This window comes from Nocardia sp. GP40, from assembly GCF_050434125.1.
GTDB lineage: Bacteria > Actinomycetota > Actinomycetes > Mycobacteriales > Mycobacteriaceae > Nocardia > Nocardia albiluteola.
The window spans coordinates 59,024-80,654 of record NZ_JBNPVW010000024.1; the positions used below are offsets into that span (position 1 = coordinate 59,024).

18 protein-coding genes and 1 pseudogene are annotated in these 21,631 nt (G+C 69.3%); 7 read left to right on the forward strand and 12 right to left on the reverse strand.

Annotated features, from left to right (window positions below; translation table 11 throughout):
* The first annotated feature begins 58 nt into the window (after positions 1 to 58).
* Positions 59 to 1,552: an NCS1 family nucleobase:cation symporter-1 gene (locus ABH933_RS42770; protein ID WP_429428748.1), complete on the forward strand. Its 1,494-nt coding sequence runs from the start codon at positions 59 to 61 to the stop codon at positions 1,550 to 1,552.
* A gap of 216 nt (positions 1,553 to 1,768) precedes the next feature.
* Here ABH933_RS42770 and idi read toward each other — a convergent pair whose 3' ends face one another.
* The 4 genes from idi to ABH933_RS42790 all read right to left on the reverse strand — a co-directional run bounded on the left by idi (position 1,769) and on the right by ABH933_RS42790 (position 6,363).
* Positions 1,769 to 2,389, reverse strand: a complete 621-nt coding sequence (idi, locus tag ABH933_RS42775) for an isopentenyl-diphosphate Delta-isomerase (protein ID WP_429428750.1) — start codon at positions 2,387 to 2,389, stop codon at positions 1,769 to 1,771.
* The gene (locus ABH933_RS42780; protein WP_429428752.1) at positions 2,386 to 3,258 is read right to left on the reverse strand and encodes a geranyl diphosphate 2-C-methyltransferase; all 873 of its coding nucleotides are present in this window, start codon (positions 3,256 to 3,258) and stop codon (positions 2,386 to 2,388) included. Before ABH933_RS42780 ends, idi begins: the two co-directional genes overlap by 4 nt.
* A gap of 84 nt (positions 3,259 to 3,342) precedes the next feature.
* Positions 3,343 to 4,941, reverse strand: coding sequence for a family 2 encapsulin nanocompartment cargo protein terpene cyclase (locus tag ABH933_RS42785; protein ID WP_429428754.1), 1,599 nt, complete (start codon positions 4,939 to 4,941; stop codon positions 3,343 to 3,345).
* 15 nt (positions 4,942 to 4,956) lie between these two features.
* On the reverse strand, positions 4,957 to 6,363 hold the full coding sequence (locus ABH933_RS42790) for a family 2B encapsulin nanocompartment shell protein (RefSeq protein ID WP_429428756.1): 1,407 nt from the start codon (positions 6,361 to 6,363) through the stop codon (positions 4,957 to 4,959).
* A gap of 360 nt (positions 6,364 to 6,723) precedes the next feature.
* Here ABH933_RS42790 and ABH933_RS42795 point away from each other — a divergent pair, with 360 nt between their 5' ends.
* Both ABH933_RS42795 and ABH933_RS42800 read left to right on the forward strand, forming a co-directional pair.
* Positions 6,724 to 7,512: a DUF4239 domain-containing protein gene (locus ABH933_RS42795; RefSeq protein ID WP_429428758.1), complete on the forward strand. Its 789-nt coding sequence runs from the start codon at positions 6,724 to 6,726 to the stop codon at positions 7,510 to 7,512.
* Positions 7,513 to 7,700: 188 nt separating this feature from the next.
* Positions 7,701 to 10,658, forward strand: coding sequence for an AMP-binding protein (locus ABH933_RS42800; RefSeq protein WP_429428760.1), 2,958 nt, complete (start codon positions 7,701 to 7,703; stop codon positions 10,656 to 10,658).
* 180 nt (positions 10,659 to 10,838) lie between these two features.
* Here ABH933_RS42800 and ABH933_RS42805 read toward each other — a convergent pair whose 3' ends face one another.
* Entirely contained in the window at positions 10,839 to 11,114 is a 276-nt protein-coding gene (locus ABH933_RS42805) for a hypothetical protein (RefSeq protein ID WP_429428762.1), read from the reverse strand.
* 13 nt (positions 11,115 to 11,127) lie between these two features.
* Here ABH933_RS42805 and ABH933_RS42810 point away from each other — a divergent pair, with 13 nt between their 5' ends.
* On the forward strand, positions 11,128 to 11,391 hold the full coding sequence (locus tag ABH933_RS42810) for a hypothetical protein (RefSeq protein ID WP_429428764.1): 264 nt from the start codon (positions 11,128 to 11,130) through the stop codon (positions 11,389 to 11,391).
* Between the two features lie 46 nt (positions 11,392 to 11,437).
* Here the strand turns inward: ABH933_RS42810 and rffA are convergent, their stop codons facing one another.
* Positions 11,438 to 12,574: a dTDP-4-amino-4,6-dideoxygalactose transaminase gene (gene rffA / locus ABH933_RS42815; RefSeq protein WP_429428765.1), complete on the reverse strand. Its 1,137-nt coding sequence runs from the start codon at positions 12,572 to 12,574 to the stop codon at positions 11,438 to 11,440.
* 241 nt (positions 12,575 to 12,815) lie between these two features.
* A pseudogene (locus tag ABH933_RS42820) lies at positions 12,816 to 13,841 on the reverse strand (glycosyltransferase); the annotation flags it as partial.
* Positions 13,842 to 14,170: 329 nt separating this feature from the next.
* On the opposite strand from ABH933_RS42820, the gene ABH933_RS42825 reads away from it, so the two are divergent.
* The 3 genes from ABH933_RS42825 (at position 14,171) to ABH933_RS42835 (ending at position 17,377) form a co-directional block, all read left to right on the forward strand.
* A complete protein-coding gene (locus ABH933_RS42825) occupies positions 14,171 to 16,402 on the forward strand; it encodes a hypothetical protein (RefSeq protein ID WP_429428822.1) in 2,232 nt (743 codons plus the stop codon).
* Between the two features lie 182 nt (positions 16,403 to 16,584).
* Entirely contained in the window at positions 16,585 to 17,145 is a 561-nt protein-coding gene (locus ABH933_RS42830; RefSeq protein ID WP_429428767.1) for a GtrA family protein, read from the forward strand.
* 10 nt (positions 17,146 to 17,155) lie between these two features.
* Positions 17,156 to 17,377, forward strand: coding sequence for a Trm112 family protein (locus tag ABH933_RS42835; RefSeq protein ID WP_429428769.1), 222 nt, complete (start codon positions 17,156 to 17,158; stop codon positions 17,375 to 17,377).
* A 152-nt stretch (positions 17,378 to 17,529) separates the two neighbouring features.
* On the opposite strand, the gene ABH933_RS42840 is transcribed toward ABH933_RS42835, so the two are convergent.
* The 5 genes from ABH933_RS42840 to ABH933_RS42860 all read right to left on the reverse strand — a co-directional run bounded on the left by ABH933_RS42840 (position 17,530) and on the right by ABH933_RS42860 (position 21,582).
* Positions 17,530 to 18,198 (reverse strand): TetR family transcriptional regulator, encoded by a 669-nt coding sequence (locus tag ABH933_RS42840; protein WP_429428771.1) that lies wholly within the window; start codon positions 18,196 to 18,198, stop codon positions 17,530 to 17,532.
* Positions 18,195 to 18,968 (reverse strand): ABC transporter permease, encoded by a 774-nt coding sequence (locus tag ABH933_RS42845; RefSeq protein WP_429428773.1) that lies wholly within the window; start codon positions 18,966 to 18,968, stop codon positions 18,195 to 18,197. Before ABH933_RS42845 ends, ABH933_RS42840 begins: the two co-directional genes overlap by 4 nt.
* On the reverse strand, positions 18,965 to 19,696 hold the full coding sequence (locus tag ABH933_RS42850; protein WP_215923043.1) for an ABC transporter ATP-binding protein: 732 nt from the start codon (positions 19,694 to 19,696) through the stop codon (positions 18,965 to 18,967). The genes ABH933_RS42845 and ABH933_RS42850 overlap by 4 nt, the downstream gene beginning before the upstream one ends.
* A gap of 139 nt (positions 19,697 to 19,835) precedes the next feature.
* Complete coding sequence (locus ABH933_RS42855; RefSeq protein ID WP_429428775.1) at positions 19,836 to 20,531, reverse strand: type 1 glutamine amidotransferase domain-containing protein; 696 nt, start codon at positions 20,529 to 20,531, stop codon at positions 19,836 to 19,838.
* 28 nt (positions 20,532 to 20,559) lie between these two features.
* On the reverse strand, positions 20,560 to 21,582 hold the full coding sequence (locus ABH933_RS42860; protein WP_429428777.1) for a nitronate monooxygenase: 1,023 nt from the start codon (positions 21,580 to 21,582) through the stop codon (positions 20,560 to 20,562).
* Positions 21,583 to 21,631 lie beyond the last annotated feature (49 nt).

A 21,631-nucleotide genomic window follows, 5' to 3' on the forward strand; every position in this document is an offset into this window, starting at 1 on the left:
GGCAACGGGCCGGAATTACCGTTCGGCCCGTTAGTGTCACCTTCGGATCGGATGCACCATGACCGAGACCATCGACCCCGCCGCCGGCACCCCCGCCGAGTATCCGGGGCTGACGAATCCCGACCCGCGCCTGACCAACGCCGACCTCGCGCCGTTGCCGGCGCAGCGCTGGGGCGCCTACAACATCTTTGCCTTCTGGATGTCGGACGTGCACAGCGTCGGCGGGTACGTGACCGCGGGCAGCCTGTTCGCGCTCGGCCTGGCCAGCTGGCAGGTGCTGGTGGCGCTGCTGATCGGCATCACGATCGTGTTCGGGCTGTGCAATCTGGTCGCCGCACCGAGCCAGCGCGCCGGAGTGCCGTTCCCGGTGGTGTGCCGTAGCGCCTTCGGCGTGCTGGGCGCGAATATTCCCGCGATCATCCGCGGCCTGATCGCGGTGGCGTGGTACGGGATTCAGACCTACCTGGCATCGGCGGCGCTGATAGTCGTTGCGGTGAAACTGTTTCCGGGGCTGGCGCCGTACGCGGTCGTGCGCGATTACGGTTTCGCCGGATTGTCGCTGCTGGGCTGGGGCGCGTATCTGCTGTTGTGGGTGCTGCAGGCCGCGGTGTTCTGGCGCGGCATGGAATCCATCCGGCGGTTCATCGACTTCTGCGGTCCCGCCGTGTATGTCGTGATGTTCGCGCTATGCGGGTACCTGATCGCCAAGGCCGGGTGGGGCGCGATCGATCTGAACCTGGGACACGTGCAGTACACCGGCCTGCGCTCGGTGCCGGTCATGCTCGGCGCGATCGCGCTGGTGGTGTCGTACTTCTCGGGCCCGATGCTGAACTTCGGCGACTTCTCCCGCTACGCCCGCTCGATGGCGGCGGTGCGGCGCGGCAATCTGCTGGGGCTGCCGGTGAACTTCCTGATGTTCTCGCTGCTCGTGGTGGTCACCTCCTCGCTGACCGTGCCGGTGTACGGCAAGCTCATCACCGATCCGGTGGAGACCGTGTCGCATATCGACAGCACGTTCGCAATCGTGCTGGGCGCGTTGACCTTTGCCGTTGCGACGATCGGCATCAATATCGTGGCCAACTTCATCTCACCGGCCTTCGACTTCTCCAACGTGAGCCCGCGCCGAATCAGCTGGCGCGCCGGCGGCATGATCGCCGCAGTCGGATCCCTGCTCATCACCCCCTGGAACCTGTACAACAATCCGGAGGTCATCCACTACACCCTGGAGGTGCTGGGCGCGTTCATCGGCCCGCTGTTCGGCGTGCTGATCGCCGACCACTACCTGATCCAGCGCCGCCGAATCGTGGTCCAGGACCTGTTCACCACCTCGGAATCCGGAACCTATTGGTACCGAAACGGATTCAACCCCGCCGCAATCGCCGCCACCATCGTCGGCGCCGTAGTAGCGGTGATCCCGGTCCTGGCCGGCAGCCTCCCCGGCATGTACACCGCGGCCCAGTACAGCTGGTTCATCGGCTGCGGCCTGGCATTCCTCACCTACCGGCTACTCGCCCCGCGATTCGTGCGTCCGGCACCGGCCGGCACCGAGTAGACGCTCGAGAAGCACTGCCTGTCACCAGTTTCCGACGACGGCCTGGAGCGAAGGTTCCGGGTCCTGGTCGTACAGCGCCGCGGCAATGCCGATCCGCAGTGAGACCGTCGAGGACCGCGCCACCGAAATCGCTGTCATCCTCGTCCATGGCGGCGAGCCCATGTCGCTCGACGTCGATCATTATCATTCGGTCAATCGACTACCGGATGTAGCACGTCAGCTCGTGGCCGACCCGCTCGATGCCGAGGGGGAATCGAATCGTGGGCTGTCACCATCGGTCGGGTGGGTGATTGCGAGTACGCCGGGGAGCCAGGGGGTGTAGCGGGTGGGGTCGGCCGCGACGATGGTGAGGAGTTCGTCCGGGGGGATCCAGGCGTAGTCCTCGATCTCCGCCTGGTCGGGGCGGGGTGGGGCGCCCTCGAAGTGGCCGATCAGGACGTGGTCCCATTCGTGCTCGACTCGGCCCGTGGCCGGGTCGGACGCCCGGTAGTGGAACACTCCGGCCTCGCGCAGGGAGGTTTCGATGCCGAGTTCCTCGGCCAGGCGCGCCGCCGCGGCGGCGGTGACGGGCTGGCCGGGGGCGGGGTGGCCGCAGCAGGTGTTGGTCCACAGGAGCGGGAACCTGGTCTTGACCGCGGCGCGGCGCTGCAGCAGCATCCTGCCCGCCGCGTCGAACAGCATCACCGAGAATGCCCGGTGCAGCCGCCCGGGCGCGGTGTGCGCCTGGGCGACCGGGCACGAGCCGATCGGCCGGCCCTGCTCGTCCACGAGCTCGACGGGCAGGGCCTCGCGGTCGATCGGCGCGGATTCGGCGTTGTCTTCGCGGGTAGCGGTCACCGCCCCACCTTATCGGCAGCGATCAGCAGGTATTGGAAACTACTGTCCCGGTACGAGCTCAGGAACGACTTTTCCACGCCGGTGGCCAGTTCCGAATGGGTGCGCAGCTCCCAGTACGGGATGGTGGCGGGCGTGAGATCCACTACGGCGATCGGGACCATGTTGTTCGCGGCCAGCGCGGTGAAGTAGTGGCTGCGCGGGTGGATCATGCAGCCGTAGTGCGCGTCGATCCAGCTCACCGCCGCGGAGCGCCCGCCGATGACGTCGTTGGAGCAGCCGGTGACGCACACATAGCGCCCGCCCGGTTCGAGCAGCCGGGAGAACTCGCTGAACAGATCGGGCAGCTCCACGTACATATCGGTCTCGTTGGTCCAGATGCCGCGCATCGACCGCGACTCGAAGCCGGTGTCGAGCATGTTGCGGTAGTGGAACTGCACGCTGTCCGCCACACCGCGGCGGGCGGCCTGATCATTGGCGAACCCCACCTGATACTCGGAGATGCTCACCCCGTCCACCCGGCAGCCGAACCGCTCGTGCGCCATGATGCTGGTGCCACCGCGCCCGGAGCCACCGTCCAGCAGGCGGTCGCCGGGGCGGATCGCGCCGAGATGGTCCAGCAGCAGATCGGCCTGGGCGGTCTCGAGCCGGTGCAGTTCGCGCACGAGCCGATCCTGGCGGGTGTCCTCGGGGCCCTCCAGCACCGACAGGTCGGGCTCACCGATCCCGTAGTGATGGTGGTAGAGATCGTCGACCTCGCCCAGTTTGGTGTTGATGCGGTCGTCGTTGGGATTGTCGTTCCAGTACGCGGCGACCGAGCGCTGGTAACTGGTGTGCAGGACGCCATCGGTCTTGGGCTCGAGCATGGTCATGACGGATCAATCCTCTCGATCGGTGGTGCTGACAACGGCAATCGCCAGGAAATCGCGGGACGGCGGAGCCGGCCGGGAGATGGGTCAGGAGTACTCGCTGTAGCGGCGGCTGTCGGCGTGCCAGGCGCGGCTGCCGCCCATCCAGGCCCACAGCCCGCCCAGGAAGCGTTGCAGCGCAGGGGATCCGGTCGCTGCGAGCAATGCCGCCTCGCCCTCGAAGCGGTGTACCAGCTCGTCGTGCACCCGTGCCGTCTGCACGATCGCCTCGTGACGGCTGCAATTCTGTTCCGCGGCAAGCACCGTCGGCAGGTTGAATTCCCTGCCGCCGGACTGATCCTCGCGGGCCATCGAATAGAGGTCGTTGACCATCTGGGAGGCCAGGGCCGCGGTGGTGACCACCCGCCGCATGCGCGGATCGGTGTATTCGGCCGCGCTGAGCTCGTATCCGCCGACCACATCGATCGGCGCCATGCAGGGCAGGAAGCTGTGCGGCTGGCGGTTGGTCAGGTACTCCCAGACCTTCGGCATGCGCCCGGCCGCGCGCCACCCGCCCTCGGCGGCCAAAGCGATGAACCACCCGGCGATCTCGGTGCGCAGCCGGGCCAGCTGCGCGGGCGTCGCATAGTGCGCCAGGTGCTCGAACGAGGTCCGGAAGGCCCGCAGGATGGGGTCCGCGGCCATCACCCGCTCGAGCTCGGCCTGATACTTTGCCGGGAGATGTACCGGATCCATTGCGGCCGCGGCCAATTCCAGGCGTGGACCCAGTTCGGCCTCCGCGCTGGAGGGGGTGCCGTCGGCCGCGTGGTCGTCGGCGTCCTCCTCGCAGTAGTAGTCGTCGACCGACCACTCGGACACCGCGCATTTCGCCGCCGCGAGCAGGCGGTCCGGATCGTCGCAATCCGGATGCGCGAGCATGATCAGCCGCCCGAAGTCGGCCTTTCGGAGCTCGTCCAGCTTGCCCTCGTAGAGCCCGATCGCCTCGGCCCAGGCCAGAATTCCCTCGTTGACCGCCTCGGCGAGCACGGGATCGTCGCGGACCGGCGGCGGGCAGTAGAGAGCGGGAATTCGAGAACCGGCCGCGGGCGTGTCGTCCTGCTTGCCGTAATTCGGCTCAGCCGCAACAGATTCCGCGCTGCGTCCGGTTCGCCGCGGCCGCGTCGGATCCGTTCCGGCGCCAGGTAGTGCGGTCATCCGTTCGCCGGTCACACTGCGGCCGGACGTTCCGTCGGCGGCGGCGGGCCGCTGTGGCGCGGAGGTGCCCAGCGCGGCGATCCGCGTGAACCCCGTGCCGATTCCGGTGGGCCCGAACGGCATCCGGGAGGCCATGCCGTCCGGTGCGGAGGCAGCCTCCGCAAGTCCATCGGGACCCGCCGCCGAGCCCGGCCCGGAGACTGCATCGGCAACCCCGTCCGATGCAACACCTCCGGACGCAGCGCCGGGCGGGGAAGGGACCAACAGACTCGCCGCACCGAGCCCGGCCGGCCCGAGCAACCGCAGCGGCGCCTCGCCCGCGGTCATGCCCCCCAGCGTGGCCGAATCATGGGACAGCACTTCGGCTTCGGGAACCCCCGGCCGCGCCAGGGCGGCCGGGGGAGCGTTGCCGAGATCCTTCAGTAGCGCGGCGATCACCGAGGCCACCCCGGAGGTGGCCGGCGGCGCCGCGGCGCGCGACAGCACCGACATGGCTGTGCCCCTTCGTCAGTCGCTCTGCCGGGCGACCAGGACGTTGTCCAGGATACCCAGCGCGTCGGGCACCAGTACCGCCGCGGAGTAGTAGCAGCTGATCAGGTACGAGATGATCGACTGGTCGTCGATACCCTTGAAGCGGACGTTGAGGCTCGGCTCGAACTCGTCGGGAATTCCGGTCTGGTGCAGGCCGATCACGCCCTGCTCCTTCTCCCCGGTGCGCATCGCCAGGATCGAGGTGGTCTGCTTGTCGCTGACCGGGATCTTGCCGCACGGGAAGATCGGCACCCCGCGCCAGGCCGGAACCCGGTGCCCGTCGATCTCCACCGGATCCGGATACAGCCCGCGCTTGTTGCACTCGCGCCCGAACGCGGCGATCGCCTTCGGGTGTGCCAGAAAGAGTTTCGTGCTGCGGCGCATGCTCAGCAGCTCGTCCATGTCGTCCGGGGTCGGGGCGCCGGACTCGGTGTAGATGCGCTGCTTGAGGTCGCAGTTGTGCAGCAGCCCGTAGTCGGGATTGTTGACCAGATCGCTCTCGCGCCGCTCGTAGAGGGCCTCGATGGTCAGGCGCAGCTGCTGCTCGATCTGATTGTGCGGCTCGTTGAACAGGTCCGCGACGCGGGTGTGCACGCGAAGTACGCTCTGCGCCAGGCTCAATTCGTATTCGCGGGGTGTGGCGTCGTAGTCGACGAAGGTGCCCAGCAGCAGCGGCTCGCCCTCGTGGCCCGAGTGGATCTCGATCTCGGCCTCGCCGTGTTTGTTCTGCGCCCGCACCGGCGCGGCGGCGTATCGGTCCAGCTGCTCGTGCAGCGCCGGAATCTCCTCGATGATCTGGTCCAGTGCCGTGCGCGGCAGCGCCAGCAGTGTGGTGCGGGTGACGGTCCGGATTGTCACCGGCCAGATGGCATTCGGATCGACGAGCATCTCGTCGCCGAAGAAGTCGCCGCCGCCCAGCATGCCGAGTTTGGTGCTCTCGCCGTACTCGCCGGTGCCGATCTTGCTCAGCTTGCCGTGCACGATCAGCAGCACGCGGTCCATCGGATTGCCGAATTCGGCTATGGTCGTGCCGGGTTCGAGGTCCTGCTGCTCGAAACGCTGCGCGAGCGCGCGCAGGATCTCCTCGTCCTCGAAGCCGCGCAGTTGCGGTAATTCCTGGAGTTCCAACGGGATTACGCGAGCCTGGCCGCCGTCGATGACGTACTCCACCTCACCGTTGCCGATGGTGTGGGTCAGGCGGCGGTTGACACGGTAGATGCCGCCGTGCACATCCACCCACGGCAGCGAGCGGGTCAGCCACCGGGAGCTGATGCCCTGCATCTGCGGCTCGGATTTGGTGGTGTGCGCGAGTTGATGAGCGGCGGTGGTGGACAGGCTTTTCCGGACATGGTTGTCGGTCTGTACCGGCACATCGATAGTCATGCTGCAGTCCTCACCTCAGAGTTGCCACGCGACGACAGGGCGGTTGAGTACAGAGATATGCGACAGGCGGCAGATGCCTGAAAACTCGAGACGTTTGTGCGAATTTGGTAGCGCAACAGTGCGTTCCAGCACTTCCGATGATAGGCACATGTCGATACGAGGGGAAGTGGATTCGCCGAATGCGGATCGGTAACCAGCCCGCATAACGATGCCGCATCGAAGCCGTGCCCGGACCCATCCGAATCGGGTTTCCCCGAACTGTTCTCGGCGCGCCCGGCACCCTCGCTAAGGTGGATTCCGGCACTCGCCGTTCGTTCTCCCCACCGGTCTGTCCCCTCCGTGTCGCCCCTGGGAGTTCCCATGTTCACCTGGCTCTACGCCCTACCCGATTGGCTGGGTTTCCTGATCATCACCGGAACCCTGGTCGTCATCACCTGCGCCGGCATCGCGCTGCTGAGACCCTTCGTGCAGAAGGTGTTCGGGCCCGAACCCGGCCGCAACGAACAGGTCACCATGGTGCTCACCGTCGGCGGCGTCTTCTACGGCCTGCTGCTCGGCCTGGTCGCCGCCGCCACCTATCAAGCCTTCGACGCCGCTCAGGGTCTGGTGTCGAACGAGGCCGCCGCCGTCGGCACCCTCTATCGCGAGGTGTCGGCCTACCCGGACCCCGAACGGGGCGTGTTGCAGAAGGATCTGGTCGACTACACCGATAATCTGCTGAACGTCGCCTTCCCCGGGCTGCAGGACGGGGAGGATCCGCCCGGCGGCACCGCCGTCGTCACCCGCTTCCAGGACCACCTGCTGGCCTTCCAGCCCCAGACCAAGGCCCAGGAGATCGTGCACGCCGCGGCCATCGAGCAGTTCGCCAGGTTCGACGACGAGCGCCGCCAGCGCATCAACGCCTCCTCCGGCGGCCTGCCGAACGTGCTGTGGGGAGTGATCGTGCTCGGCGCCGCGGTGAACCTGGTGCTGTTGTGCCTGTTCAGCCTGTCCACCCGCGGGGCGCATCTGCTGCTGGGCGGGCTGTTCGCCTTCTTCCTCGGCACGATGATCTTCCTGATAGCGGCCCTGGACTACCCCTTCCGGGGCGATCTCAGCGTCAGTCCGGAACCGGTCGAGACGATGTATCACAACGTCATGGGCCACTGAGCGAGGTCACGGGCACCGAGCGGCCGCCGGCCCGCCATCCCCGACGCCGGCCCGACCCCGCGGTCGGTTTATCCCCCTGACTTCCCGGACGCTGCCGCGCGTACCCCGGTTGATATGGCAAGCTCGACGGCATAGATGCAGGGGTCCGCGTGGGCGTGCCACGCGGAGGGCCAAGGCTGGGAGCTGCCGTGAATTTGTCGACGAAGTCGATCGTAGGGTCGGTGCAGCGGCTGGTGGCCACCGCGCAGAACGGGCTCGAGGTGATCCGGTTCGGCGGGCTGTCCCATCAGGTGGAGTCCTCGCCCTACGAGGTCACCGAGCGCAAGCGGATGTACCGGCTGCGCCACTACTTCCCGGACGCGACCGGCGCGGACCGCCCGGTCGCCCTGCTGGTGCCCCCGCTGATGGTGAGCGCCGACATCTACGACGTGAACGCCGAGGGCGGCGCCGTGGGCATCCTCAATCGCGCCGGAATCGATTGCTGGGTGCTGGATTTCGGTTCACCGGCGACCGAGGAGGGCGGCTGGAAGCGCGACCTGGCCGACCACGTGCTGGCCCTGGACAGCGCCATCGATACGGTCACGGAGCTGACCGGTCGCGGTGTGCACCTGATGGGCTATTCGCAGGGCGGCATGTTCGCCTATCAGGCCGCCGCCTATCGCTACGGCAAGGGCGTGGAAAGCATCGTGACCTTCGGCAGCCCGGTGGACATCGTGGCCGGGCTGCCCTTCGGGCTGCCGCACGGGCTGGTGTCCGACGTCGCCGACTTCCTGGCCGACCACGTGCTGAACCGGCTGCCGATTACCGATTCCATGGTGCGCCTGGGCTTCCAGATGCTCGATCCGGTCAAGACCGCCAAGGCCCGGATCGATTTCCTGCGCCAGCTACACGACCGGGAAGCGTTGCTGCCCAAGGAACGTCAGCGCCGGTTCCTCGAACACGACGGCTGGGTGGGGTATTCCGGCCCGGCCGCGGCGGATCTGCTCAAACAGTTCGTCGCACATAACCGCTTGATGCTGGGCGGGTTCGTGATTCGCGATCGGCCCGTCTCGCTGGCCGAGCTGGAATGCCCGATCCTGGCCTTCGTCGGCGAGGTCGACGACATCGGGCAGCCCGCGGCCGTCCGCGGCGTCCTACGGGCCGCGACGAACGCGCAGGTGTACGAGGCGACGCTGATGGCGGGTCATTTCGGGCTCGTTGCCGGCAGCACGGCCACGAATCGGACGTGGCCGCTGGTGCGCGAGTGGGTGCGCTGGCTCGGCGGGCAGGCGCCGCTGCCGGAGGAGATCGCGCCGATGACCGAGCACGTCCCGGCCAACCGGCAGCGCTCGATCGCGAACCGCGTCGTGCACGCCGCGGGCACGCTCGCCGAGGCCGGCACGGATCTGGGCAGTGCGCTGGGCAGCATGGCGAGCAGCACGCTGCGCGGTTCGGTGGAGCTGACCGGCGAGGCCGCACGCGCGCTGCCGCGGCTGACCCGCCTGGGCACGATTCAGCCGCACACCCGGATCTCGTTGGGGCGCTTGCTATCCGAACAGGTGCGTGAGGCGCCGCTGCGGGAATTGTTCCTGTTCGACGACCGGGTGCACACCAATGCCGCGGTGGACACCCGCATCAACAACGTGGTACGCGGTCTGATCGCCGCCGGGGTGCGCCCGGCGAGCCGGGTGGGCGTGCTGATGGAGACCCGCCCGAGCGCGCTGGCCGCGGTGGCGGCGCTCTCGCGCATCGGCGCGGTGGCGGTGCTGCTGGCGCCCGGCAGCGAGCTGGCGCGCGCGGTGGAGCTCACGGGCGCGAGCACAATCCTCGCCGATCCGGAGAACCTGCGCGATGCCGCGGCCGTCGGCGGCCGGGTGCTGGTGCTGGGCGGCGGCGACGCGCGCGGGCTGTCCGTGCCGCCGGGCGCGGACGTCACCGACCTCGAGCAGATCGATCCGGCCGCGGTGCCCCTGCCCGGCTGGTACCGGCCGGATCCGGGGCTGGCGCGTGAGCTGGCGTTCGTGCTGGTGACCGGCACCGGACCCCGTCTGGATCTGAAGTACATCACCAACCACCGCTGGGCGCTGTCCGCGTTCGGCACCGCCACCGCCGCCGATCTGGACCGCCGCGATACCGTGTACTGTCTTGCGCCGCTGCATCATTCGTCCGGGCTGCTGGTGAGCCTGGGCGGCGCGGTGGCGGGCGGCAGCCGGATCGCGCTGGCCCGTTCGCTGGATCCGCCCCGATTCGCCGAGGAGGTGCACCGCTACGGCGTCACCGTGGTCACCTACACCTGGACGATGCTGCGCGACATCCTCGACGCCGACACCTTCCCCAACGGGCATCCGCATCCGATCCGGCTGTTCATCGGGTCGGGCATGCCCGCCGGGCTGTGGCGGCGCACGGTCGAACGATTCGCGCCCGCACGGGTGCTGGAGTTCTACGCCTCCATCGAGGGCGATGTGGTGCTGGCCAACGTGGCCGGAACCAAACTCGGCTGCAAGGGCCGGCCGGTGCCGGGCACGGCACGCGTCGAGCTGATCGCCTACGACTCCGCGACCGGTGAAATCCTTACCGACGCACAGGGTTACGCGCGCCGCACCGCGGACAACGAGGTGGGCCTGCTGATCGGCAAGGCGTCGGAGGCAGTGGACATCTCCTCGGGCGGCCTGCGCGGGGTGTTCGCGCCGGGGGATGCGTGGATGCCGACGGAGAACCTCTTCCGCCGCGACAGCGACGGCGACTACTGGCTGATGGACCGCCGCGACACCGTCATCCGGACCGCGCGCGGCCCGGTGTACAGCCAGCCGATCGTGGATGCGCTCAACGACATCACCGCGGTCGACATGGAGGTGGCGTTCGGGCACACCGTCGGTGCGGCGGGCGCCCGCCACACCCTCGCGGTGGCCGGGGTGAGCGTGCGCGAGGGGTGCCGGCTGGAGCCGAAAGATGTCACCGAGGGGCTGCGCCTGCTGGATCCGGCGCTCCGCCCCGACGTGGTGTACGTCGTCGAAGATATTCCCCGCAGCTCCACCTACCGCCCCTCGACCCGCGCGGTGCAGGCCGGATTCCGCCTCGAGCCGGGCGAGAACACCTGGTACTACAACGGGAAAACGGAAGCCTACGAACCGTTGACCCCCGCCGCATTGGAGGCGCTCCTCGCCTGATCCGGGTGCGCCTTGCGTGTCGGGCGGGCGACTTTCCATCACACGGCGTACACGGAGCGGTCCCGGGCGGTGTTCACCGCGCCATTCGAGGGCCATGCTGCGGTCTCGGCGTGCGCGGCCGACGGCGTACCCGGGGTGTGTAACGGTCGACGCCGGGCCGGGCGATTCCCACGATGTGACTTATCGTCGCAGGATCGGGAGGAATCCTTCAGTGAGAGTACTTGTTTCGGCGGTCGCGGTGATCGGGGCCGTCATGTGCCTCAGTGCCTGCGAGAGCGGTCCCACCGGGTCCGCCGCACCGAGCGCCTCGCCCTCCACGTCGTCCACATCGACGGTGGCGACGACTGCCAGTGCATCCGGCACGCCCGAATCGACGTCCAGCGCGCCGATCTCGACGCAGGCCACGACTACGCACACTGCGCCGCCACCCAGCCCGGCACCGGTCCCGGCCGCCACGCCCTGCACGCGGGTGACCGGCCAGGAGCTGCAGCAGGTCGCGAATGCCAGCCATGCCTCGTCCGGGCCGATCGTGCTCGGAGAACCGCAGTGCAAGCAGTTCTGGGCAATGGCGTGGTCCGTGCGTACCGCTGCCGCGCCGCAGCCCGCCGGGTACCTGTTCCAGGCGACGGCGGAGGGCTACTGGCGCTATCTGGCCGTCGGCACCGCGATCGATTGCACCTCGAGGTACGGCGTTCCGGCCGACGTCGCCTCGGCACTGCGCGGGTGCCGGTAGCGGCGACGGCGACACGCCGCTATCGTTCCGGCGGCCGGGCGAGTGCTCAGACGCGAAAGGCCGTGACGGCGTCGACAACCCGGGCGACCTGGGTGTCTGTCAGGCCGGGCCACAGGGGCAGTCGCAGCATCGTGCCGGCGAACTCGGCGCTGCGTGTGCAGGGATGGGGTGTGCGGCCGAGTTTCAGTCCCGCCGGGCTGGAGTCGAGGGGAACATAATGAAACGGCGCCGTAATGCCCTGTGCGCGTAGGTGATCGATGAGGCCGTCGCGACGCTGCTCGGTCGGTAGGCGGAGGTAGTAGAGGTGGGCGGTGTGCTCGCGGTCGGCGGGGACCCGCATCGGGCGCACGTCGTTGCGCGCGGCCCAGCCGGACAGGGTGCTGGCGTAGGCGTTCCACACCCGCAGGCGACCGGTCTGGATCACGTCGAACTCGGCGAGCTGGGCATCCAGTACCGCGGCGTTGAGTTCACTGGGTAGATAGCTCGAGCCGATGTCCTGCCAGGAGTACTTGTCGATCGCGCCGCGGAGGAATCGGGCCCGGTCGGTGCCCTTCTCCCGGATGATCTCCGCGCGCGCGGCCAGGATATCGTCGCGCAGCAGCAGTGCACCGCCCTCGCCGCAGTGCACGTTCTTGGTGTCGTGGAAGCTCAGCGTCCCGAGGGTGCCGAGGGTACCCAGCGGCCTGCCACGCCAGCGCCCGCCCAGGCCGTGCGCGTTGTCCTCGATGATCGCCAGGCCGTGCGCCTCGGCCAGCGCGAGCAGCCGATCCATATCGGCGGCGACTCCGCCGTAGTGGATCACCACCAGCGCCCGCGTCCGGCGGGTGAGGGCCCCCTGCACGGCGTCGGGATCCAGGTTGCCACGCTCGTCGATATCGGCGAAGACGCAGGTCGCCCCGCGCAACGCCACCGCCGTGGCAGTCGAGGTGAAGGCGAAACTCGGGACGATGACCTCGTCGTCGGGCCCGAGTTCCAGTAGCAGCCCGGCCATTTCGAGCGCGTGGGTGCACGAGGTGGTCAGCATGGCGTGCGGCGCCCCGGTGAGCTGCCGCAGCTTCGCGGTCGCCGCCGCGGTGAACGGACCGTCGCCGTGGCTGTGGTCGGAGTTCAGCACCGCCGCGAGGTTGGCCAGTTCCCGCTGGGCGCGATGGGGCTTGCTGAAGATGATCCGGTCAGTGGGCACCCGGGAGCCTCCCGCCGCTCGGCGCGGACCGGAACAGCGCTCGCAGTGCCGGATCGGCATTGGCGGCCGGTGGCTCGGCCGAGGCGACCGACACGGCACCGACAGGCTTCGCGCCGACGTCGGGCTCGGATCGAAGGAAAGGTGTTGCGGCACAGGCGGACCAGGCGCTCGTCGCATGCGCGCCGCCGACCGGCCGCGCGAGCTCGGCGGGGCGGAGGGTGCCGGCGAGCTGCGTGGCGTCGGCGTCCGGCCGCGGCGTCGGCGAATCGACGGTCAGGTACAGCGGTTTGCCCACCAGTACATGCAGTGCCACACCGAGGTATTCGGCGATCAGCCCCAGGGACAGCAGCGTCGCGCCCGAAACCAGCAGCAGCACCACGATGGTGGATGCCCAGCCCGCCGGATTCTCCCCGTGCCCGAACACCGCCTGGCCCACGATGATCCCCGCGTACACCACGCCCGCGCCGGCCAGGCCCGCGCCCAGCAGGCTCACCAGCCGCAGGCCGCGAGTTCCGCTGCACAGCACCATCTTCCAGAACAGCGAGAACAGCCGGCGATAGTTGTATCCGGATTCCACGCGTCCCTCCGCGCGCAGCGCCACCGGCGCCTGCGCGACGTTGCCGACCACCCACGTCAGCGCCACGTCCAGGTACACCCCGGCCGACGCGACCCGTGCCAGTTGGCGGCCGATATCGCCGCGGATCAGCCGGTAGCTTTCGAAACGGGTCGAATCCGGGAACGCGAACACCGTGGCCAGCGCGATCTTCGCCCCCCGCGAGGTGAGGTTGCGCAGCGGCCCGTGCGGGCGGGTGTTGGTGGGTTTGGAGTACACCAGATCGGCCCGTTCGGACAGGGCGGTATCGAGGAAGACCCCGATGCAGCCGGGGTCGTGCTGCCCGTCCTCGTCCATGGTGACGATCCATTCGCCGCCCGCGGTGGCCATTCCGGCGATGGTCGCGGCATCCTGGCCGAAATTGCGGCTCAGCCACACCGTCCGCACCTGCTCGTAGTCCCGATCGAGTTGCCCGAGCACGACATCGGACCGATCGGGCCCGCTGTCGTGCACCAGCACGATCTCGGTGACGGCGAACGCCGCCCCGCCGGGTGTGCGGGTGGGCCGGGCCAGTTCGTGTAGCTCGGCGACGAGCCGGGCGATGGTCTGCTCACCTCGGTAGACGGGCACGACGACCGACACCGCATGGACCCTGCCGGGGCGTGCGGTGTGCGACGGCACGCGCCGCGGCGCGCGTACTGAAGGAATCGACATCGGCTGCTACGACTTTCGATAACGGAACGCGCCGGAAGATCTCATGTCTGTGCTGAGCCTGAATCGCAGTGAACTCTAACAGAGCTCACAGCTATTACCGGGCTTCCGTGGAACCTCGCAAGTCCGGCATCCGCCGACGGTTGGCGGGCGCGCGCGGAACCGGCCTGTAGGGTTTCTCAATCGTGGTGCACAGTGCAGTGTCGACACCTACACCGAGCGGGTCTGCCGTGGCTGCACGGGTGCGGACCCCCGGCCCCGGACCGGACGTTACCGCCGAACGCGCGCGGCGCCGGTCGGTACGCCGCTGGGCGGGGATCACCGTGCTCGGCGTGCTCGCCGGATACGCTGCCGTCCTGCTGGCGAATGCGCGGCACTTCTACAGCGACGACACAGAATCCCAATACACGCCGCTGTGGGTGATGCTGGGCCGGCATCTGCGCGAGGGGCACCTGCCGCTGCTGATGCCGGACCAGTGGATGTCCGGGAACTACACCATGGAGGAGGCGGGGCTGTTCAACCCGGCGCAGCTGCTGATCGATCTGATCGCGCCCTCGGTGGACAATCTCGCGGTGCTGGCCACGGTCGTGAAGCTGGTGTTCTCGATCATCGCCGCGACCGGGGTGTACCGAGTCTGCCTGGCCTATCGCGGCCGGGTGGAGTGGGCGGCGGTCGCGGGCATCGCCTTCCCGCTGACGGGCTGGTTCCTGTTCTTCGACGAGGCCAGCTGGGTGACCTCGCTGACCGGCACCGCCTGGATGGTGCACGCGTGGGCCTCGGCGGTCCGGTACGCGCGCGGGCGCGGCGGACCGATTCCGGTGTTCGTCTTCCTGTATCTGGCGATTTCGGTCGAATACGTCTTTCCCGCAGTGGAATCGGCGCTCATGCTGGTCGCCGTCGGCGTGGGCGAGCTGGTGTACCAGCGCCGCTGGCAGCCGGTCGCGCGGCTGGTTGCGGTGTCACTGTGCGCGGGCCTGGCCGGCCTGATCACCTACCTGCCGAGCATGCTGTCCGCGACGGTGAGCTGGCGCGGCAATTCGCAGATCAACAACGACCGGTTCTTCACGGTGCCGTGGTCCGAGTCGCTGAACGCCAGCCTGCCCTCGGCCTTTCCGGCACTGGATTCGTGGTGGGGCTATGTGCAGCCGCTGCCGATGACCTATATCGCCTGGTTCCTGATTCCGGCGCTGGCGTTCGTCGACTGGGGCCGGGCGCGCGCGGCGTGGCGGGAGCTGAGCGGGGTGGCGCTGTTCGCGATCATCTTCCTGATGTGGACCGCCGGGCCCGGCACCGTCGGCCCGCTGCGCTGGCCCGCCCGGGTGCTGCCGATGCTGGCGTTGGGTCTGCTGGTGCTGGTGTGCGTGCTGCTCGGCCGCTTCGGGACGGTCGCAAAGCGCCCCGGCGCGCCCGGAGAAGGCAGCGTGCGTAACCACGTCGGGCCCTCGCAGGCGCCACCATGTGACAGGGGGCGTGTCGTCGCGGCGTTGGTGCTGATCGGATTGCTCTGGGTCCGTACGTTTTCCGCCGATCCGCACGACGTGCTCTGGCATGTGCTGTCCGCGGCGGTGGTGGCCGGGGTGGGCGCGCTGGCGGTGTGGCTCGGTGCCACCCGGGGCACCGCCGCCGCGGCCGCGCTGACGATCGCGGCGATGTTCCCGATCGCGTACGCGCAGGTGCGCGGCGTGCAGCCGACCCCGGTGAATTGGCAGCTGCCGGTCAGCCGGTCCGCGGCGCGCGCGGCCTTCCCCGACTTCCGCGGTGTCACCCTCCAGCTCGGCGATCGCGGACTGCTGCGGCCCGGAGATCGCAGCCTGAGCGGCGCCTACGGTTCGCTGGTGTTCGGCAACTACGCCAAGGATCTGGATCTGGACTACGTGAACGGCTATACGCCCAACGGCCACCGCTGGTTCGCCGAGATGCTCTGCATGGGATGGGATTCCAGCGTGTGCCCGGACGCGTACCGGCGCGTGTTCGCCCCCGAACCCACGACCGGGCGCACCCTCGCCGATCTGATGAAGGTGGATCGGGTCGTCCTGCAGCGGGCCATGTTTCCCGCCGCGGGCACGCTTCCCGCACCTCGGGGCTGGCGGTGGGTCGACTATCCCGGCCACGAACGGTACATCTGGGTGCTGGAACGCGTCGGCGGCCCGGTCTCGGGGGTGAAGGGACGCATTGCCGACGTCCGGGGCGCCAGTGCCACAACGATTTCCGAGAGTGACACCGGCAGCGTCGTGCGGGTATCCGCGCCGGGCGGGGGACGGGTGGTCTTCGCCCGGCTCGCCTGGCCGGGCTATCGCGTAACGCTCGACGGCCGCGATATCCCATTCGATAGGATGGCAAAATCCTTTGTCGCCGTGGATATTCCATCGGGCACCCGGAATGCCGTGCTGGCGGTGACGTGGCGGCCGCCGGGCTGGACGACCGGCGCGGGGGCGGCCGCCCTGGGTCTGCTGGGGCTCACGGTGATGGAGTGGGCATATGTTCGCTCGCGGCGGCCGCGCGGACCGGTCGAGCCGGTGGAATCGCGGGAGCCCGAACGCGAGCTGGCGACCGCGACCTCGTGAGCGCCGGAATCGGTGGCGGTGGAGCGTGGCGGCGACGGGTCGCGTCGTGACCGAACCGCGGTCGCGGCGTACGGTTTCGATGATGGAGTCGGGCGTCGGGGCGATACGGTCGTGAGCGGGGGGGAGTCGGTGTTGCAACGCATGTCGCGTACGGCGGAGACAGGAATCGACGGGTTGAAGTCGTGAGTCCGGCGGAGGAGTCTGCGGCTGTCGCGGTGGACCGGGCGGCGCTTCGCGGGCCCGAGGTGCCGGTCCCGGACATGTCCCTCGCCGACCGGACAGCGGCATCGCCGTGGCCGGGCGCGCTGCTGCGACTGGTCCGGCGGCAGGAGGTGGCGTTCGCGGCGGTCGGCGTGGCGAACACGCTGCTGGGCATGGTGATGACGGTCGTGTTCGAGACGCTGCTGAGGCGTTCCTGGCCCCCGGCGGTGGCCGTGGCGCTGGCGTACGCGGTGTGCATCGTCTTCGCGTTCGTCGCGCATCGCCGCCTGGTGTTCCGCGTGCGGGGGCACGTGGTGCGCGATTTCGTCCGGTTCGTCCTGGTGAATTCCGGCGGGCTGGCGCTGAACATGGCGGGAGTGCAGCTGGCCGTCGGCGTGCTGCGCCTGCCGGAGACGCCCGCGACGCTGGTCGTGATGGGCCTGGTCGCGGTGGGCTCGTATTTCGGGCACCGGCATTTCTCGTTCCGCCGCACTCCCGTGGCCGCGGACACCGTGTCCGGCCTACCCGCGGCGGACCGGTAGGTTATCGGCCATGCCGGAGGAAATCTTGGACCCCACCCTGCTGAGCCTGCTGGCCTGCCCCCAGGACAAGGGCCCGCTGTCGCTGGTCCGCACCGAGGACGGCGCCAGCGTGCTCTACAACCCGCGCCTGCGCCGCGCCTACCCCGTCGACAACGGTATCCCGGTGCTGCTGATCGACGAGGCGCGCGAGGTGAGCGATGCCGAGCACGAGGCGTTCACCGCACAGGGCTGAGCGAGACGGGACCGAACACGCTCGAGCTGTGCTGTCGCTGACGACAGCAAGTGGACGCGCCGGGCACCGACAGGGCTGGGGGCCGGTGACCGAAGTCGGGGCAGTGTGCCCGGATTCGACTGGACCGAGCACGGGCGGGCGGCGCCGGGCGGTCAGGCGTCCGCAGGCGGCAGCTCCAGATCGCCTGTGAGATAGCGCTGTAGCGACGGACCGACCAGCACCGCGACCTGTTCGGCGGGCATCGACGCGATCGGCTCGATGCCGACGATCTTGCGGGCCATCATTACCCCGGCCATCTGCGCCACCGCCAGGACCACCCGCGTGTGCCCCGAACCGGGGGGCGAATCCACCCGGGCGCGAACGTCTTTCAGGATCACCTCGAGCACGAAGCTCCCGATCAGTGTGGGGTCGCCGCCGCCGAGGATGGTGCGGAATGCGGCGATCGCCGAGGCGCCGGCGGGCGAGTCCCACACCCCGACCACGGTGCGCACGATCGCCTCCCCGAGTCCGTCGATGGGCGCGGCCGCGATGAGTGCCCGGATGACATCCGTATCGACCGGCAGATTCACCACGGCGGCGAGCAATTCCTGTTTGGTGCCGAAATAGTGGTGTACGAGCGCCGGATCGACCCCCGCGGCAGCAGCGATGGAACGGATGGACGCCTTGTCGAATCCCACCTCCGCGAACCGTTCCCGCGCGGCGGCGAGGATGGCCTCGCGCGTGTCCGGATTCCCGGGCCGCCGGCCGCTGCGCCCGGATGCGCCCGCGCCATCGAGCTCGTCCGGTGGATCGCCAGGTCCGTCCTCGCCGGATGCCCTCACGCCGTGCGCCTGCGAAGCGTTGCCGCGCCCAAAGCCAGTGCGACGGCAGTGAATCCGGCCACGACGCACAGATCGCGCCACATCAGCCCGGTCGCCCCGGTATACCGCGACACCTGCTGCAGCGCGTCGACCGCGTAGCTCAGCGGCAATACATCGCTGATGACCTCGAGCCAGCGCGGCAGCTGTGCGCGCGGCACCAGCAGCCCGCACAGGAAGAACTGCGGACCGACGATCACCGGCATGAACTGCACGGCCTGGAATTCGGTGCGCGCGAACGCGCTTGCCAGCAGCCCGAGCGCTACGCCCAGCACCGCATCGAGCACCGCGATCAGCAGCACCAGCCAGACGCTGCCCGCCGATTTCATGCCCAGCAGCCAGAACGCGACCAGGCAGGCCAGCCCGGCCTGTGCCGTCGCAGCCACCGAAAATGCCGAGCCGTATCCGGCCAGCAGGTCCAGCTTCGACAGCGGCGTGGTCATGAGGCGTTCCAGTGTGCCGGAGGTTCTTTCGCGCTGCATCGCGATCGCGGTGATCAGGAACATCACGATGAACGGCAGAATGCCCAGCAGGCTGACGCCGATCCGGTCGAACAGCGAGGGCATACCCGGGAACGACGGTTCGTCGTGATATACGAAGTAGACCAGCGTCAGCAGCAGGGTGGGGACCAGCACCAGCATGGCGACGGTGCGCCGATCGGCGCGCAGCTGGCGTAGGATGCGCACAGTCGTGGCGGTGTAGCAGCGCATCGGGGGCGCGAAAGTCGTTGTCATGACGGCTCTCCCATCTTGATCAGGGCGAGAAATGCATTCTCCAGGCTGGTTTCGCCGGTCTCGGCGCGCAGTTCGGCGGGGCTGAGCTGCGCCAGCAGACGCCCGTCGCGCATCAGCAGCAGCCGGTCGCAGTGCTCGGCCTCGTCCATGACGTGGCTGGAGACCAGCAGGGTGCGGCCCTGCGCGGCCAGGTCGCGGAACTGCCGCCACAGGTCCACCCGCAGCACCGGATCCAGCCCGACGGTCGGCTCGTCCAGCACCAGCAGTTCGGGATCGGCGACCAGCGCGCAGGCCAGCGAGGCCCGGGTGCGCTGGCCGCCGGAGAGCTGATTGCCGCGCTGGCGGGCGTGTTCGGCGAGCCCGACCGCCTCGATGGCCTCGGCGGCATCGCGCCCCGAGCGCCCGTACAGCGCGGCGAAATAGCCGACGTTGTCGGTGACGGTGAGATCGTCGTAGATGCTCGGCGCCTGCGTCACGTATCCGACCCTGGCCCGCAGGCCCGGCGTCCCGGCGTCCTCGCCGAGCACTCGCACGCTGCCCGCCTCGATCAGTTGCGTGCCGACGACGCTGCGCATCAGCGTCGTCTTGCCGCAGCCCGACGGGCCGAGCACGCCGGTAATGCACCCTCGCGGCACGCTCAGCGAAATATCGTGCAGCACTTCACGTCCGCCGCGACGCACCCGCAGGTGCTCGACCTCGATCGCGGGAGTTGGATCCGATGCCGTCATGGGCCACCCTCTTATTCACCGGGCGTTGAATTCATTGCATGTTGAATTCTGCGCCCAGTGCGGGCCGAATGCAACCCCCGGCACACGAACGCGTCGGCCGCCCCGGGGAGGGGCGGCCGACGCGATCGGAGGCGGGGTGTCAGTGCAGGGTCTCGAGCACCTGCTGTGCCAGCGGAGCGGCCGAGGCGGGGTTCTGACCGGTGTACAGGTTCCGGTCGGCCACGGTGTACGGCTCCCATGCCGGGCCGCGCTCGAACCGCACACCCAGCTTGTTCAGCTCGTCCTCGACCAGCCATTTCGCCTTCGGACCGAGGCCGACGGCGTTCTCCTCGTCGTTGGTGAACGCGGTGACGCGGTAGCCGGCGAAGGGCGACCGGCCGGATTCGTCGCGGGTGGCCAGCAGCGCGGCGGGCGCGTGGCAGACCACCGCAAGCGGGCGGCCCGAGGCGAGTGCGGCGTTCAGCAACGCGCCGGATTCGGCGTCCCGCCAGAGGTCCTCCATCGGGCCGTGGCCGCCGGGATAATAAACCGCGTCGTAGTCGTCGAGCTGGACGTCGGACAGCGAGATCGGGTGGCGCAGCTCGTCGGCATCGTGGAGCACCGCGGTGAACTTCGCCGCCTCGTCCGCGCCGCCCGCCATATCCGGCGTGAGGCTCACCGCGTCCACCGTGGGCACGACGCCGCCGGGCGTGGCCACCACGATCTCGTCCCCGGCGTCTTTGAACGCGCGGTAGGGCGCCGCGAACTCCTCCGCCCAGAACCCGGTCGGGTGCTTGGTCCCGTCCTTCAGGATCCAGTGGTCGGCGCCCGTCATTACGAACAACACCTTGGCCATGACAATTCTCCTTCGTTGGTGGTCGGTTTTATTGCTGTGCGGCGAGCCGGGTGAGGATGTCGGCGGTGGGTTCGGCGGTCGCGTGCCGGTAGCCGGTACCCGCCCAGAGGTGCACGCGCTCAGGATCTTTCGCCTGCACCGCCGCTCTGCGGAGCGGGCCCGTCAGGTGGTGCAGCGCCGGATAACCCGCGGGGGCATCGGCGGTGTGGGCATCGGTGAACTCGTTGCGCAGGCCGCGCGCCGGGCGGCCGGTGAAGGCCCGCGTGACGACGGTCTCGCGTCGCGCCGGGTCGGCCAGCGCGTCCCGATGCGGCTGGGACGCACCGCTTTCGTCCGAACGCAGCAGTACCGTGCCGACGGCGACCGCGGTGGCTCCGGCGGCCAGCGCCGCGGCGACGGCCTCCGGCGTCGCGACGCCACCGGCACCGATCAGCGGAACCCGCACGGCCGCACCGACTTCGGCCAGCAGCTCCGGCAACGCCACCGCGGGCGGGATCCGGTCGGGGGTCAGCGTGCCGGAATGCCCGCCCGCCGCGGACGCCTGCACGACGAACAGGTCGGCGTCGGCGGCCAGCGCCTCGTCGGCGGAGGTGACGGTCTGCGCCACCACCGTCCCGGCCGCCCGCAGCTCGGCGACGACCGCGGCGTCCGGCACGCCGAAGGTGAAGCTGACGACCGGAACCGGTTCGGCCAGTAGCAGATCGAGCTTGTCCCGCCAGTGGTCGTCGTCCTCGGTGATCTCGATCTCGTCGACGCGGATGCCGTACCGGTCCGCCTCCTGCTGCATCTGCGCGCGGTACCGGCGATAGTCGTCCGGATCCGCCGGCACCGGGTTCGGGGCGAACAGGTTCACTCCGAACGGCACACCCAGCGCGCGCACCTGCGCGAGCTGTTCGGCGAAAGCGTCCGGTGTCCGGTACCCGCCGGGCAGGAACCCGAGCCCCCCGGCCTTCGCCGCGGCCCCGACCATCGCCGGGGTCGTCCCGCCGCCGGCCATCGGCGCGGCGAGGACCGGCAATCGCACCCCGAGATCCGCAAGCGAGCTGTGCATTGTCGACCGCCCTTCTGTTGTCTTCCTCCGAGTTCCACGCTAGGCATGC

Coding starts and splice junctions, on each gene's coding strand:
- ABH933_RS42860 (WP_429428777.1), bottom strand. CDS start 21,582: ATGCACAGCTCGCTTGCGGATCTCGGGGTGCGATTGCCGGTCCTCGCC.
- ABH933_RS42780 (WP_429428752.1), bottom strand. CDS start 3,258: ATGACCATGCTCGAGCCCAAGACCGATGGCGTCCTGCACACCAGTTAC.
- ABH933_RS42850 (WP_215923043.1), bottom strand. CDS start 19,696: ATGACGGCATCGGATCCAACTCCCGCGATCGAGGTCGAGCACCTGCGG.
- ABH933_RS42790 (WP_429428756.1), bottom strand. CDS start 6,363: ATGACTATCGATGTGCCGGTACAGACCGACAACCATGTCCGGAAAAGC.
- ABH933_RS42770 (WP_429428748.1), top strand. CDS start 59: ATGACCGAGACCATCGACCCCGCCGCCGGCACCCCCGCCGAGTATCCG.
- ABH933_RS42845 (WP_429428773.1), bottom strand. CDS start 18,968: ATGACAACGACTTTCGCGCCCCCGATGCGCTGCTACACCGCCACGACT.
- ABH933_RS42785 (WP_429428754.1), bottom strand. CDS start 4,941: ATGTCGGTGCTGTCGCGCGCCGCGGCGCCGCCGGCCACCTCCGGGGTG.
- ABH933_RS42835 (WP_429428769.1), top strand. CDS start 17,156: ATGCCGGAGGAAATCTTGGACCCCACCCTGCTGAGCCTGCTGGCCTGC.
- ABH933_RS42855 (WP_429428775.1), bottom strand. CDS start 20,531: ATGGCCAAGGTGTTGTTCGTAATGACGGGCGCCGACCACTGGATCCTG.
- ABH933_RS42795 (WP_429428758.1), top strand. CDS start 6,724: ATGTTCACCTGGCTCTACGCCCTACCCGATTGGCTGGGTTTCCTGATC.